The 13,726-nt window shown below is 62.2% G+C and carries 11 protein-coding genes; 7 read left to right on the forward strand and 4 right to left on the reverse strand.

Annotated features, from left to right (window positions below; translation table 11 throughout):
- Positions 1–4 precede the first annotated feature (4 nt).
- From N6L27_RS02315 to N6L27_RS02335, 5 genes are all read left to right on the forward strand, one after another.
- The gene (locus N6L27_RS02315; RefSeq protein ID WP_271905467.1) at positions 5–808 is read left to right on the forward strand and encodes a helix-turn-helix transcriptional regulator; all 804 of its coding nucleotides are present in this window, start codon (positions 5–7) and stop codon (positions 806–808) included.
- Between the two features lie 311 nt (positions 809–1,119).
- Positions 1,120–2,784, forward strand: coding sequence for an ABC transporter substrate-binding protein (locus N6L27_RS02320; RefSeq protein WP_271905469.1), 1,665 nt, complete (start codon positions 1,120–1,122; stop codon positions 2,782–2,784).
- Between the two features lie 119 nt (positions 2,785–2,903).
- On the forward strand, positions 2,904–3,956 hold the full coding sequence (locus N6L27_RS02325; RefSeq protein WP_271905470.1) for an ABC transporter permease: 1,053 nt from the start codon (positions 2,904–2,906) through the stop codon (positions 3,954–3,956).
- Between the two features lie 15 nt (positions 3,957–3,971).
- Positions 3,972–5,189: an ABC transporter permease gene (locus N6L27_RS02330; protein WP_271905471.1), complete on the forward strand. Its 1,218-nt coding sequence runs from the start codon at positions 3,972–3,974 to the stop codon at positions 5,187–5,189.
- Between the two features lie 102 nt (positions 5,190–5,291).
- Positions 5,292–7,382: a dipeptide ABC transporter ATP-binding protein gene (locus N6L27_RS02335; RefSeq protein ID WP_271905472.1), complete on the forward strand. Its 2,091-nt coding sequence runs from the start codon at positions 5,292–5,294 to the stop codon at positions 7,380–7,382.
- Between the two features lie 98 nt (positions 7,383–7,480).
- Here the strand turns inward: N6L27_RS02335 and N6L27_RS02340 are convergent, their stop codons facing one another.
- Together N6L27_RS02340 and N6L27_RS02345 are read right to left on the reverse strand one after the other, a co-directional pair.
- Positions 7,481–7,855, reverse strand: coding sequence for a hypothetical protein (locus N6L27_RS02340; protein WP_271905473.1), 375 nt, complete (start codon positions 7,853–7,855; stop codon positions 7,481–7,483).
- Positions 7,856–7,973: 118 nt separating this feature from the next.
- The gene (locus N6L27_RS02345) at positions 7,974–8,558 is read right to left on the reverse strand and encodes a lytic transglycosylase domain-containing protein (RefSeq protein WP_271905474.1); all 585 of its coding nucleotides are present in this window, start codon (positions 8,556–8,558) and stop codon (positions 7,974–7,976) included.
- Between the two features lie 233 nt (positions 8,559–8,791).
- Between N6L27_RS02345 and ssb the strand changes: the two genes are divergently transcribed.
- Both ssb and N6L27_RS02355 read left to right on the forward strand, forming a co-directional pair.
- Positions 8,792–9,307 carry a single-stranded DNA-binding protein gene (gene ssb, locus N6L27_RS02350; protein ID WP_271905475.1) on the forward strand — a complete coding sequence of 172 codons (516 nt, stop codon included), beginning with the start codon at positions 8,792–8,794 and terminating at the stop codon, positions 9,305–9,307.
- Between the two features lie 390 nt (positions 9,308–9,697).
- A complete protein-coding gene (locus N6L27_RS02355) occupies positions 9,698–11,896 on the forward strand; it encodes a methyl-accepting chemotaxis protein (protein ID WP_271905476.1) in 2,199 nt (732 codons plus the stop codon).
- A 77-nt stretch (positions 11,897–11,973) separates the two neighbouring features.
- Here the strand turns inward: N6L27_RS02355 and aroB are convergent, their stop codons facing one another.
- Together aroB and N6L27_RS02365 are read right to left on the reverse strand one after the other, a co-directional pair.
- Positions 11,974–13,080 carry a 3-dehydroquinate synthase gene (gene aroB / locus N6L27_RS02360; protein WP_271905477.1) on the reverse strand — a complete coding sequence of 369 codons (1,107 nt, stop codon included), beginning with the start codon at positions 13,078–13,080 and terminating at the stop codon, positions 11,974–11,976.
- Positions 13,080–13,670 (reverse strand): shikimate kinase, encoded by a 591-nt coding sequence (locus tag N6L27_RS02365; RefSeq protein WP_271905478.1) that lies wholly within the window; start codon positions 13,668–13,670, stop codon positions 13,080–13,082. Before N6L27_RS02365 ends, aroB begins: the two co-directional genes overlap by 1 nt.
- Positions 13,671–13,726: the final 56 nt, after the last annotated feature.

Genomic DNA, 13,726 nt, shown 5'->3' on the forward strand with positions numbered 1-13,726 from the left:
GCTTATGCCATTCGATTCAGACTTCCCCAGAGATATCCATGCTGCTCCGCTGGTGCGGCTGGCTCCGGACGGCAGCTGGCAAACCCGTCTGGCACACAGCCGCTGCGACCATCTTCTGATCTGGATCACCCGCGGACAGGGCCGCCTCCTGCTGAACGGCGAACAGCGCGGCTTTGGGCTGCATAGCGTCATCTTCATTCCCGCAGGCACGTTATGGTCCGCGGATTTCGGCCGCCAGTGCCTGGGCCAGGTACTGACGATGTCGGGCCCCTTGCTGCCGCCGTTCCCCGAAGAGCCCGTGCACAAGAGGTTCGCCAGCCTGCAGGAGCAGACCAGCCTGGCCGGGCACTTTGAGGCCATCAGCCGCGAACAGTCCGCACGCGAGCCGCACTGGAACCAGGCTGTTCAGGCCCGGTGCGAGCTGGCCGCAGTCGCCCTTCGGCGCCAGCCGGCATCAACAGGCAAGCAAACCGCAGCGCAGCGCCTCTGCCGGGCCTATTGCCAGCGTATCACCAGCCTCCAAGCCGGACAGCTCAGCATGGCAGACCACGCGGCGGCCCTAAACGTGACACCGACGCATCTGACCCGGGTGTGCAAGACCGCAACCGGCAAGACCGCAGCAGCCTTGCTCACAGAGCGCCAGTTGCACGCCGCACGGACACTGCTCATCACTTCAGACCTTCCCATTCGCGACATCGCGTCCCGGCTGGGCTTTGGCAGTGCAGCCTATTTCACCCGCTTCATCTCGCAGCACACCGGCCAGCCCCCTCGCGGATTGCGGGAACCCGCCCGCAGGCAGCCGCAATAGCCTGATCCCTCAACAGTTTCCCGGCACAGGCCGGATGGGCCGCAATTTTGCACACTTGCCCGCCCCAACTACTGGGCAGTTTTGAACAGTATGCGGATGTATGCCGTCCGTATTAATAAAACCGACGCCAGAAATGTCGTATTTTTACACGGAAACGACGAAACTGTGCATTGACGAAACGCCGTATCTCTGCCGGAATGCAGGCATGGGGAAACTTTAATCCAAAACCTGAACCAAAAACGCCCGGCACACAGCCGGGCCAATATCCGTTTTGCACATAAATGACCGAACGGAATGACAGGGAGACCTAAATGACCAAAGACACCATCAACGGAGCCCCGATCCATTGGGCCGCCAAGATGCACGCCAAGGAAGTGCTGGACGGCAAGCTGGACCGCCGTGAGTTTCTGACCCGCGCCACTTCGCTGGGCGTTACCGCGGCAGCGGCCTATGGCATGATCGGCCTGGCCGCCCCGGTTAAGGCGGCTGAAGAGAAAAAGCAGGGCGGCACCCTGCGCGTGCAGACCGAAGTCCGCCCGCTGAAGGACCCGCGCACCTTTGACTGGTCGCAGATGGCCAACAAGACCCGCGGCACCATCGAATACCTGGTGGAATACAACAACGACGGCTCCTTCACCGGCATGCTGCTGGAGAGCTGGGAAATCAACGAGGACGCAACTGTCTACACGCTGAACGTCCGCAAAGGCGTGAAGTGGAACAACGGTGACGACTTCACCGCCGAAGATGTTGCCCGCAACATCGCCGGCTGGTGCGATAAGGGCCTGGAAGGCAACTCGATGGCCGGCCGTTTCGCAACCCTGGTCGACGGCGACACCGGCCAGGCGGTTGAAGGCAGCATTGAGGTTGTGGACAGCCACACCGTCAAACTGAACCTGCCGGCGTCCGACATCTCGCTGATTGCAGGCATGGCCGACTACCCGGCGGCCATCGTGCACTCTTCCTTCCAGACCAACGACTTCACCCAGAACGTCGGCACCGGCCCGTTCCTGCTGACAGAGCTGGAAGTCGGCGTGCGCTCAGTTCTGGAACGCAACGACGACCACACCTGGTGGGGCGAGGCAATTTACGGCAAGCCGGCGCTGGATCGCATCGAATACGTGGATTTCGGCACTGATCCGTCGTCTTGGCTGGCGGCACTGGAATCTGACGAAGTGGACATGCTCTATGAGTCGGTTGGTGAATTCATCGACGTGATGGACGGCCTCGGCTACAAGAAGTCCGAAGTTGTGACCATGTCCTCGATCGTGATCCGCACCAACCAGCTGGCGGAAATCGACGGCAAGAAACCCTATGCAGACAAGCGCGTCCGCAAGGCGATCCAGATGGCCGTCGACAACTCTGTCTGCCTGGAACTGGGTTATGGCGGCCGCGGCGAGCCTGCAGAAAACCACCACGTTGGCCCGATCCATCCGGAATATGCCGAACTGCCGCCGCAGGCGGTTGACCCCGCCGGCGCCAAGGCGCTGATGGAAGAAGCCGGCATGATGGACTTCGAGCATGAAATCCTGTCGATTGACGACGACTGGCGCCGGAACACCACCGACGCGGTGGCGGCACAGCTGCGCGACGCGGGCTTCAAGGTGAAGCGGACTGTTCTGCCCGGCTCGACCTTCTGGAATGACTGGGCCAAGTACCCGTTCTCCTCGACCAACTGGAACCACCGCCCGCTGGGCGTGCAGATCTGGGCGCTGGCTTATAAGTCGGGCGAAGCCTGGAACGAGTTCGGCTGGTCCAACCCTGAGTTCGACGCCCTGCTGGAGCAGGCCCTTTCGATTGCCGACGCTGACAAGCGCCGTGAAATCTCGGCCAAGGGCCAGGCCCTGATCCAGGAAGAAGGCGTGACCATCCAGCCCTACTGGCGTTCGCTGTACCGCCACATGCGCGAGGGTGTTGTCGGTGCCGACATGCACGTCTCCTTCGAACACCACCACTACAAGTGGGGCTGGGCAGCCTAAGCCCGACCGGCTCCTGACCTTTGCACCGCCCCTTCTCAGGGGCGGTGCTTTCCAGCTCAAAAGATAAGAGACCCGCACCGCGAGCCGGGTCCGATCCGCCAGACTGACAGGGGACCCAAATGGGACTTTTCATTCTCCGCCGTTCGGGCGTGATGCTGCTGACGGCCCTGTGCCTGACGTTCATCGTGTTCTTCCTGACGAACCTCTACCCCAACCTCGAAAAACTCGCCAAAACCCAGGGCAACTTCCGCATGACGGATGAGGCCGTGGCCAGCTGGCTCGACAAAAACGGCCACAGCGGCTGGATGATCAGCCGTTACGGCGAATGGCTTGGCGTGCTGCCAGGCTGGACCCGCGAGAACGAGGAAGGTGTCACCGGCCGCTGCATCACCGGTGCCGTGAGTGCAGAGGAGGCTGCAAATGCGCCCACCTTCTGCGGTATCCTGCAAGGGGACTGGGGATACTCAAGCGTTTTCAAGAAAGATGTGGCCAGCATTATCTCGGAGCGCTTGCAGAACACGCTGCGCCTGATGGGCTGGGTTCTGCTGCTGATGGTTCCTTCTGCCCTGATCATCGGCGTGCTGGCCGGGATGAGAGAAGGCTCCGCAACGGATCGCGGCCTATCGACCGTCTCCATCCTGACGACGGCGACGCCCGAATACGTCTCTGGTGTTATCTTCATTGCGGTCTTCACCTCGTCCACCGTCGGTCTGAAGTGGTTCAAGGGCACCGCAACTGCGGCCACCGATAACCCCACGTTTGAAAACTTCTTCCTGCCGGTGCTGACCATCGCGCTTTACGGCATGGGATATATCGCCCGGATGACCCGCGCCTCGATGACCGAGGTGATGACCGCGCAATACATCCGTACCGCCCGTCTCAAAGGTGTGAGCTTCCACAATATCGTCATCAAACACGCGCTGCGGAACGCGCTGATCGCCCCCTTCACGGTCATCATGCTGCAGTTCCCCTGGCTCTTGAACGGTGTGGTGATCGTGGAAACCCTGTTCAACTACAAAGGCTTCGGCTTCATCCTGGTGCAAGCTGCCGGAAACAACGACATCGACCTGCTGCTGGCTGTGTCCGTGGTGTCCGTCTTCGTTGTTCTGATCACCCAGATGATTTCCGACATAGGCTACGTGTACCTCAACCCGCGTATCCGGATCTCCTAAGGAAGGCAGCAAAGCATGGAACCTCTTAGCGCACTCGATATCACCGCGCGGATTCTCTACCAGCTGTCGCCGGTCTGGATTTCGCTCCTCATCCTCTTTGCCCTCTCTGCGGCCTTCAAACGCCGCCTCGGGCTGTATGGCAAACTGTTTGACAGCCCCATCGGCATGATCGGCTTTGCCCTGGTTATGTTCTGGGTCTTCACCGGCATCTACGGTGCGATGGACATGATTGTGACGCATGATCCGCTGTCTCAAGTCTCCGGCATGAAGAACAAGGTGCCCGGCACCCCGGTCCGCGGCCTCGGCGAGGAAGAATACCAATGGTACCTCCTGGGCGGCGATAACCTGGCCCGCGACGTGTTCAGCCGCCTGATCAAGGGCGCCTGGGTGGTCGTTCAGATCGCCCCGCTGGCCACATTGTTTGCCTTCATGGTCGGCATCACCCTGGGCCTGCCTGCCGGCTATTACGGCGGACGGCTGGACACCATCCTGTCATTCCTGGCAAACCTGATCCTGGCCTTCCCGGTGATCCTTCTGTTCTACCTGCTGGTCACGCCCGAGATCGTCGCAACCGGCGTGCCGAATTATATGGCGATCGTCCTGTTCATGTTCCCCATTGTCTTCATCGGGGTGCTGCTGAACTCGCGCTATTACACCCGTCCCAAGCTGCGCAACCCGCTGCTGGCCGGTGTTCTTGGCATCGCCATATGGCTGTATCTGCAGCTGGTCTCCAGCGGCGGCTACCTGATCAACACCAGCACCGGCTTCAAGATCCCGGGGCTGCCCAAGGTTTTGGACTTCTTCGATATCCCCGGCGGTATCCTGGTGGTGTTCGTGTCGGTGGTCTTCGTCAACTCGCCCACGGTGTTCCGTATCGTGCGCGGCCTGACGCTCGACATCAAAACCCGCGACTATGTGGCTGCGGCCCAGACCCGCGGCGAAGGCCCCTGGTACATCATGCTGTGGGAGATTCTGCCCAACGCCCGCGGGCCGCTGATCGTCGATTTCTGCCTGCGCATCGGCTACACGACCATCCTGCTGGGCACCCTGGGCTTCTTCGGCCTTGGCCTGCCGCCGGAAAGCCCGGACTGGGGCTCAACGATCAATGACGGCCGCAAGCTGTTGTCGATCTACCTGCACCCGGCGCTGCCGCCCGCCTTTGCGCTGCTGACGCTGGTTCTGGGCCTGAACCTGCTGGCCGACGGCCTGCGCGAGGAAAGCCTGAAGGATTGATCCAAACCGGCGGGACCGGGGGCCAGCCCCCGGACCCCCGGGATACTTGAGGCCAGATGAAAGGGATCCTGTCTCTTCCAGCCTCAACAGGGAGAAAAGAATATGAACAAACTGGCAGACTACGACGGCCCGATCCTCGAGATTAACAAGCTGTCGATCTCCTTCTTCACCCGGCTGCGCGAAATTCCGGCGGTGATGGATTTCTCGGTCACCGTGCAGCCTGGCGAAGCGGTCGGCCTGGTCGGCGAGTCCGGCTGCGGCAAATCCACCGTGGCGCTTGGCGTTATGCAGGACCTTGGCAAGAACGGCCGTGTCGTCGGCGGCACCATCAAGTTCAAGGGCCGCGATCTGGCGGAGATGAGCGCCGAGGAGCTGCGCGACATCCGCGGCAACGAGATCGCGATGATCTATCAGGAACCGATGGCTTCGCTCAATCCGGCGATGAAGATCGGAAAGCAGCTGATGGAAGTGCCGATGATCCACGAGGGCGTCAGCGAGAAGGTAGCCTATCAGCGCGCGCTGGAAGTGGTGACCGACGTGCGCCTGCCCGACCCGGAACGGATGCTGAACTCCTTCCCGCACCAGCTGTCGGGCGGCCAGCAACAGCGGATCGTGATTGCGATGGCGCTGATGTCGAAGCCATCACTCCTGATCCTCGATGAACCCACTACCGCGCTGGACGTGACGGTGGAGGCCGCGGTGGTCGAGCTGGTCAAGGATCTGGGCAAGAAATACGGCACCTCGATGCTGTTCATCTCGCACAACCTCGGCCTGGTTCTGGAAACCTGCGACCGGCTCTGTGTGATGTATTCCGGCGAGGCGGTGGAGCGCGGATCCATCCACGACGTGTTTGACGAGATGCAGCACCCCTATACCCAGGCGCTGTTCCGCTCAATCCCGCTGCCGGGTGCCGACAAGAACTCGCGCCCGCTGGTGGCGATCCCCGGCAACTTCCCGCTGCCCCACGAACGCCCGCCCGGCTGCAACTTCGGCCCGCGCTGCGATTACTTCGAGGAAGGCCGCTGCGATCAGGACATGGTCATCCCGATGTCGCCGGTGCATGGCAACGACCGCCACGAAACCCGCTGCCTCAAGTTCCAGGAAATCGATTGGAATGCGCCGATCACGGTCGGCGAGCAGAAGGAAAAGACCGCGCCCGGCAAGGTCGTCCTCAAGATGGACAACCTCAAGAAATACTACGAGGTGGCTGCCAACGCCCTGTTCGGCGGCGGCGATACAAAGGTGGTGAAAGCCAACGAGACGCTGAGCTTCGAGGCCCGCGAGTCCGAAACCCTTGCCATCGTCGGCGAGTCCGGCTGCGGCAAGTCCACCTTTGCCAAGGTGCTGATGGGGCTGGAGACCGCTACCGAGGGCCAGATCCTGCTCGACAACCGCAACATCGAGCAGATCCCGATCGAGGAGCGCGACACCAAAACCGTTTCCGACGTGCAGATGGTATTCCAGAACCCGTTTGACACGCTGAACCCGTCGATGACCGTAGGCCGCCAGATCATGCGGGCGCTGGAAATCTTCGGTATCGGCAATTCCGAGGCCGAACGCCGCAAGCGGATGCTGGAGCTCTTGGACCTGGTGAAGCTGCCCCGCGCCTTTGCCGACCGGATGCCGCGGCAGCTGTCGGGCGGCCAGAAGCAGCGTGTGGGCATCGCCCGCGCCTTTGCCGGCGGCGCCCGGATCGTGGTGGCGGACGAACCCGTCTCAGCGCTGGACGTTTCGGTGCAGGCCGCGGTCACCGACCTCCTGATGGAGATCCAGAGGAACGAGAAGACGACACTCCTGTTCATCTCCCACGACCTGTCGATTGTGCGTTATCTCAGCGACCGGGTGATGGTGATGTACCTCGGCCATGTGGTCGAACTGGGCGACACTGATCAGGTGTTTGCACCGCCCTACCACCCCTATACCGAGGCGCTGCTCAGCGCGGTGCCGATCGCCGACACCTCCGTGGAGAAAGAGCACATCGTTCTGGAGGGCGACATCCCCTCGGCGATGAACCCGCCGCCGGGCTGCCCGTTCCAGACCCGCTGCCGCTGGAAGTCCGAAGTGCCGGGTGGATTGTGCGAGAAGGACGTTCCGCCGGTGCGCACATTGGACGGCGGCCACCAGATCAAATGCCACCTCAGCGACGACGTGCTGGAGCGCATGACGCCGGTGATCAAGGTCGCAGCCGAGTAAGGCGCCGGAACAACACGCCGCAAAAAAGCCGGGGTTCTAACACCCCGGCTTTTTCATGCGCAGCATCGCAGCAATGCCCCACTCCCACGGGGGCGGTCTCAGCTCAGCAGCAGCACCGAAATCATCAGAAGGTTGATTGAGGCGAATTGCATCAGCCGCGGCGCCTTGCTGCCCTTGGCTGCCGCAATCAGAGCCGCAGCAACTGAAACCGCAAGTCCGGCCAGGGTCAGGCCGCTGCCTGCCAGTCCGGCCAAGCCGCTGTCCGGCCCCCAAGGCGCGTCCGGAACCGCCATGCCCTTCAGCCCGACGCCAATCAGGATACCTGTCACCGCGCCCGCCAGGCTGAGCATCGCACTGCGCGGCTGCACCGGCAGGCGGCTTGCCAGAACGCTGTCGATCATATGCCGGGTCGGCACCGCGCTTGGCTGCCAGTCAATGCGGTCAAGACGCTCGTCAAAGCTGTTGATATACAAGGCATTCCCTCCAGAACCTGCGCACAGATTCACGAAAAATTAAGGCAAATGCTTGACACTCCGGCGGAGTTAACGCGGCATTAAGGAAAGTTATCCACAGGTTAACGCCTGCGCCGCCTCAGCTGCCCCAGATCTTGCGGACGTAGTTCTGGGTTTCCTTGTAGGGCGGCACGCCGCCGTATTTCTTCACCGCATCAGGCCCCGCGTTATAGGCCGCCAGCGCCAGCCGCCAGGAGCCGAACTTGCGGAACTGGCGCGCCAGATAACGGGCGCCGCCTTCCAGGTTCTGCTGCGGAACCGCCGGGTTCACACCCAGGGCCCGCGCTGTGGCCGGCATCAGCTGCGCCAGCCCCAGGGCACCCTTGTGCGACTTGGCATTGGGGTTCCAGTTGCTCTCCTGCTGGACCAGACGCAGGAACAGATCCTCAGGCACGCCATGCTGGCGCGCCGCACTGCGCGCCATTTCCAGATACTGGCCGCGGTACTTGCCGCTGTAAGGCAGCGTGCCGCCAGCGGAAGGGATACTGAAGGTCTGGGGCTGAAGCCGGACAGAGTTTTTGTACTGGGTCGCGGCGCGTCCATCCAGCACCCTGGTGTGCGCAGCGAACAGATCCCGCCGGTTCTTTGTTCCCAGCATATCGGCAGACGCAGGCTGCCCTGCCCCAACCATGGCAATTACCAAACCCGCAACGGTCTTGCGCATTTCCGCTGTCCCGACACTGTCCCACTTTGCGCAAATATAACTAATGCGGAGCAAATTTAAAGCAACACAGGCGCAAGAACCCGGGTTTGGCGCTGAAACAAGCGCAAAACCATCCCCAGAGAGCTGCTTTCCTCACCCTGCCGGGGTCTATAGTGTGCTGACAAAACAGCCCGGACGGATTCGCACCGGTCCGGTCAATGACAGGATATTCAGGAAATAAAGGACGGAACCCTATGGCCGGCTCACTCAACAAAGTCATGCTCATCGGCAACCTGGGCCGCGACCCGGAGGTGCGCAGCTTCCAGAACGGCGGCAAGGTCTGCAACCTGCGGATTGCCACCTCGGAAACCTGGAAGGACCGCAACACCGGCGAGCGCCGTGAGAAGACTGAATGGCACTCCGTCGCTGTCTTCAGCGAGGGCCTGGTGCGCGTGTGCGAGCAGTACCTGCGCAAGGGCTCCAAGGTCTACGTCGAAGGCCAGCTGCAGACCCGCAAATGGCAGGACCAGAGCGGCCAGGACCGGTACTCGACCGAAATCGTGCTGCAGGGTTTCGGCGGCACGCTGACCATGCTGGACGGCCGCGGCGAAGGCGGCGGTGGCGGCGGCCAGGGCGGTGGCGGCTATGGCGGCGGCAATCAAGGCGGCGGCTACGGCGGCGGCTATGACAGCGGCTCCCAGGGCGGCGGCGGCGGCAACTTTGGCGGCGGCGCCTCCCACAACATCGACGACGACGAAATCCCGTTCTGAGCCCAGCCGGGCCTCTCAGGAAACCGGGCAGCTTCTGCTTAAGCCCTCCGTCCCAACCGGGCCGGAGGGCTTTTCTTTTAACGCTGCCTTACCCGTGCCTTTACGAAGCTTCCAAGTCCCCGCGCAATAACGGCGCTAAAGAGTTCCGTTTGCACTCTTCCAGAAGGTTCCGCCCCACCCGCCCTGCTTGATTGCGGCGGCATATACGGCCAATCTTTCAGCGCTTTACCAGTTGCACACCCCAGCACCGGAAACCGGAGCGGAACACCCGCCTTCCATAGCTGCCCCAGCCCCTATTAACCGCCCGCACAGCAAGGCTAGGCAAAAATTAAGACATATCACGGATGGTGAATGGATATGTCGTGAAAAGGTACATCAAGGATTCGGAATATGGGTATGCGTTTTCTGCAGCATCTCTCGATCAGCACCAAGATCGGAATGCTTCTGGCGGCTCCTCTGCTGCTCAGCCTTTGGTTCATCGGGCAAACGCTGCTCGATCTGCAGCGCAAGGCACAGGCCGACACGGTTTTTGCCGGTCAGGTGATGGAACATATGAGCAGTCTGGTCCACAATCTGCAGCTGGAACGCGGTTTGAGCGCAAGCTATCTCGAAAGCGCCGCCAGCGCACCGCCGGAGAAACTGGTCAAGGTGCGCCAGGAAAATGACGCCAAAATGGCCGCCTATCTTGAGGAGATCAGCCACGTCGACCCGGCGTCGCTGCCATCCGAGTCCGCAGAGGCAATCGCCTTTGCCAAGTCGGAACTGGCCCGCAAGAAGGACATCCGCCAGAAGATTGACACCCATTCCTTGAAACTGAAGGCATTGATTTCCTATTACACGGACCTGAACGAGGCCCTCATCCAGACCGGCCTGGCACTGGCCAAGGGCATTGACGACCCCGTGATCTCTCAGGAAGCCGTGGCACTGCCCTTCTTCATGCGCGCAATCGACGCCGCGGGCCTGGAACGTGCCGCCGGCGCCGTTGGGTTCAATCATGGCTGGAAACCTGAAGACCGCGAAGCGTTCGTTGCCGATCATGAACTGTTCAAGGAACGCCTGAGCACGTTCAAGAATTTCGCAACCGCTGAGGACCGCGACGCCGTCAAAGGCCTGTTCAGCGATCCTGCCATGAAGAAATTCGATGAAATGCGCGAATCAATTCTGCACGGCACAGACGGTGAAGGCGTTACGGCTGAGCAATGGTTCGCAGCCGCAACCAAGGCCATCGAGGTGCTGCAAAAGAAGGAAATGCTGCTGATCGAGCATCTGGAGCGCGACATGGCGGCCTTTGACGCACACAACAAGCTGATGCTGACAGAGATGGCCATTTTCGCCGTTGTCATGCTGGGGCTCGTTCTGCTGCTCAGCCTGGTGATCGCCCGCGACATGACCCGGAACCTGTCGGTCCTGAATGTGGCGCTGAAAAAACTTGGCTCCGGCGAAACCGAAGTTGAGGTTCCAGGCGCGACCCGCCGTGACGAGATCGGCGCGGTTGCCCGCAATGTGGTGGACCTGCGCACCGTCACCCAGCGCAAGCAGGAAGAGCGCGTGCAGGAGGAGAAGGACCGCCGCGAGGAGATCCTGACCGTCGCCCGCAGCATCGGCAGCGCCCTTGCGGACCTGCAGCACAAGCGGCTGGACAACCCGATCCAGGAATTCTTTCCGGAGGAGTTCAAATCGATCCGTATGGACTTCAACGACTCGCTGACGTCGCTCAGTGCAGCAGTTTCCGTGATTGCCGAACTGACCAGCAGCGTCGATGAAAGCACCAAGTCGATTGCCGAGGCCTCCATGGACCTGGCCCACCGCACCGAGGCGGAATCGGCGACGCTGGAAAAAACCACCCAGGCAATGGGCGAATTGACCGGCAACGTGAAGCGGACTGCGGAAAATGCCGGCCGCGCCGAAATGCTGGCGGACAGCGCCCAGCACGGGGTCAAATCCTGTGACGAGGTGGTAAAGAACACGATCTCTGCCATGGACAAGCTTCAGGAATCCTCTCAAGAGATTTCCCAGATCACCAAGGTGATCCAGGACATCGCCTTCCAGACCAACCTGCTGGCCTTGAACGCCGGGGTCGAGGCCGCCCGCGCTGGCGAAGCAGGCCGCGGTTTTGCAGTGGTCGCCTCCGAGGTGCGGATGCTGGCACAGCGCTGCGCCGATGCCGTGCAGCAGATCGACGAACTGACTGCCCGCAGTTCCGACCAGGTCAAAAACGGCGCCGCGCTGGTGGATCAGGCCGGCCAGGCGATGGCCACCGTGAATGAGCAGGTCGGTGAGATTTCCTCATTGGTGGTCGAAATCGCCGGCAGCATGAAGGACCAGTCGGCGCAGATGAACGACGTCAACACTGCCGTCGGCGAGCTGGAGATGATGGCCCAGCAAAACGCCGCCATGGCCGAGCAAACCACCGCGGCGACGACATCGCTGTCCGATCAGGCGCAGGAACTGCGGGAGCAGGTCACACAATTCACGCTGGGATCGACGGCAAGCGCCGCTCCCGCGCCCGCGGCGCATCCACCGCTGGCCATCGACTTTGATGACAGCGACGACGGCTGGGACCAGGATCTGAACAGCAGCGCCGCTTGACCCCGGCACCGCCGGCAAAACAGAAAGGGCAGCCTCTGCGGCTGCCCTTTGACTGTCTGCGTTCTGTGCACCGCGGTTCAGGCACCTGCGCTGCTCAGCACCTCCAGGACCTTCTCCGGCGGCACGTCGCCAGTCACGAACGCCTCGCCGATGCCGCGCGCCAGAATGAACCGCAGCTGGCCGGCAACCACTTTCTTGTCCTGCCCCATCAGATCCAGCAGCGCCCCGGCTCCGGGCAGATCACCCGGAATATCGGCCAGATCGGTCTTCATGCCCATCGCCTTCAGATGCGCGCGCACCCGGCTGGGGTCTTCCTGCGAACACAGGCCCAGCTTCGACGAAAGTTCAAACGCCAGCGCGCAGCCGATCGCCACGCCCTCGCCATGCAGCAGCCGGTCCGAATACCCGGTGGCCGCCTCCAGCGCGTGGCAGAAGGTATGGCCCAGATTGAGCAGGGCCCGGTCGCCCTGTTCGGTCTCGTCGCGCACCACGATATCGGCCTTCATCTGCACCGACCGCGCCACCGCCTCGACCCGCGCAGCCACATCGCCCTCGGCAAGCGCAGGGCCGTTCTGCTCAAGCCAGGCAAAGAACTCCGAATCGCCCAACAGGCCGTATTTCACCACTTCGCCATAGCCGGACAGGAAATCCCGGGCGGTCAGGGTTTCCAGCACCGATGTGTCTGCCAGCACCAGAGACGGCTGGTGGAAAGCGCCGATCAGGTTCTTTCCCTGGGGGGCATTGATGCCGGTCTTGCCGCCCACGGAACTGTCGACCTGCGCCAGGAGCGAGGTCGGGATCTGCACAAACCGCACGCCGCGGCGCAGCACGGCAGCGGCAAAGCCCGCCAGGTCGCCGATTACCCCGCCGCCAAAGGCCACAACCACGTCGCCGCGCTCCACCTTCTGCTCCAGCAGCCATTCGACTGAGCGGGTGAACTGCGGCCAGCCCTTGGTCGCCTCACCCGGCGGCAGCGCCAGCGCAGTCATCTCCACACCCGCAGCGGCCAGCCCGGCACGCAGGGCGTCCAGGTGCTTCTCCGCCACGGTCTCATCCGTCAGCACCGCCACCTGCGGGCGGCTCAAGAACGGCTTGATCCGCTCCCCCGCCTGCGCCAGCAGGCCGGGGCCGATCACCACATCATAGGCGCGTTCGCCCAGGGGCACATGAACCGTGCGCTCCATCAGTTCCACTCCAATACATCGGGGCGTGCCTTCAAGGCATCCAGCACGCGGTCCACCATGGTTTCAATCGAGGCCTGCCCGTCCGAGACCACCGCCACATCCGCCTTGGCATAAAGCGGCACCCGCTGGTGATACAGGTTGCTGAGTGTCGCACGCGGGTCGGCCGTGCGCAGCAGCGGGCGGGTGTCGCGATGGCGCACCCGGTTCCACAGCACCTCAAGGTCGGCATTCAGCCAGACCGAGACACCCTTGGCGGTGATCACCTGCCGGTTCTCCTCTGCCAGGAAGGCCCCGCCGCCGGTGGACAGCACACCGCGCTCCTCTTCCAGCAGCCGCGCGATCACCTGGCGCTCCTTCTGGCGGAAGAACGGCTCGCCGTCGCGGGCGAAGATCTCCGGAATGGTCATGTTGGCGGCGGCTTCGATCTCGTGATCGCTGTCCAGAAACGGCGCGTTCAGCCGGGCCGCCAGCGCCCGTCCCACGGCGGTCTTGCCCGCCCCCATCATGCCCACCATCACGATGGTCTTCTTCAATTTCCCCGGCACCGGCGCTGCTGCCTTCTGGCCGCTGATTTGCTCTTTTTCGCTCATTCTTCAGTGAATGACGTGATCTTGCCGAAAAGGGAATATATAACTTGGGCAAAAGA

This window comes from Leisingera sp. SS27, assembly GCF_028368855.1.
In the GTDB taxonomy this organism is placed as follows: Bacteria; Pseudomonadota; Alphaproteobacteria; order Rhodobacterales; family Rhodobacteraceae; genus Leisingera.

What these genes read in the sequence shown, in the direction of transcription:
- N6L27_RS02315 (WP_271905467.1), top strand. Translation starts at nt 5, where the DNA reads ATGCCATTCGATTCAGACTTCCCCAGAGATATCCATGCTGCTCCGCTG.
- N6L27_RS02320 (WP_271905469.1), top strand. Translation starts at nt 1,120, where the DNA reads ATGACCAAAGACACCATCAACGGAGCCCCGATCCATTGGGCCGCCAAG.
- N6L27_RS02325 (WP_271905470.1), top strand. Translation starts at nt 2,904, where the DNA reads ATGGGACTTTTCATTCTCCGCCGTTCGGGCGTGATGCTGCTGACGGCC.
- N6L27_RS02330 (WP_271905471.1), top strand. Translation starts at nt 3,972, where the DNA reads ATGGAACCTCTTAGCGCACTCGATATCACCGCGCGGATTCTCTACCAG.
- N6L27_RS02335 (WP_271905472.1), top strand. Translation starts at nt 5,292, where the DNA reads ATGAACAAACTGGCAGACTACGACGGCCCGATCCTCGAGATTAACAAG.
- N6L27_RS02345 (WP_271905474.1), bottom strand. Translation starts at nt 8,558, where the DNA reads ATGCGCAAGACCGTTGCGGGTTTGGTAATTGCCATGGTTGGGGCAGGG.
- ssb (WP_271905475.1), top strand. Translation starts at nt 8,792, where the DNA reads ATGGCCGGCTCACTCAACAAAGTCATGCTCATCGGCAACCTGGGCCGC.
- N6L27_RS02355 (WP_271905476.1), top strand. Translation starts at nt 9,698, where the DNA reads ATGGGTATGCGTTTTCTGCAGCATCTCTCGATCAGCACCAAGATCGGA.
- aroB (WP_271905477.1), bottom strand. Translation starts at nt 13,080, where the DNA reads ATGGAGCGCACGGTTCATGTGCCCCTGGGCGAACGCGCCTATGATGTG.
- N6L27_RS02365 (WP_271905478.1), bottom strand. Translation starts at nt 13,670, where the DNA reads ATGAGCGAAAAAGAGCAAATCAGCGGCCAGAAGGCAGCAGCGCCGGTG.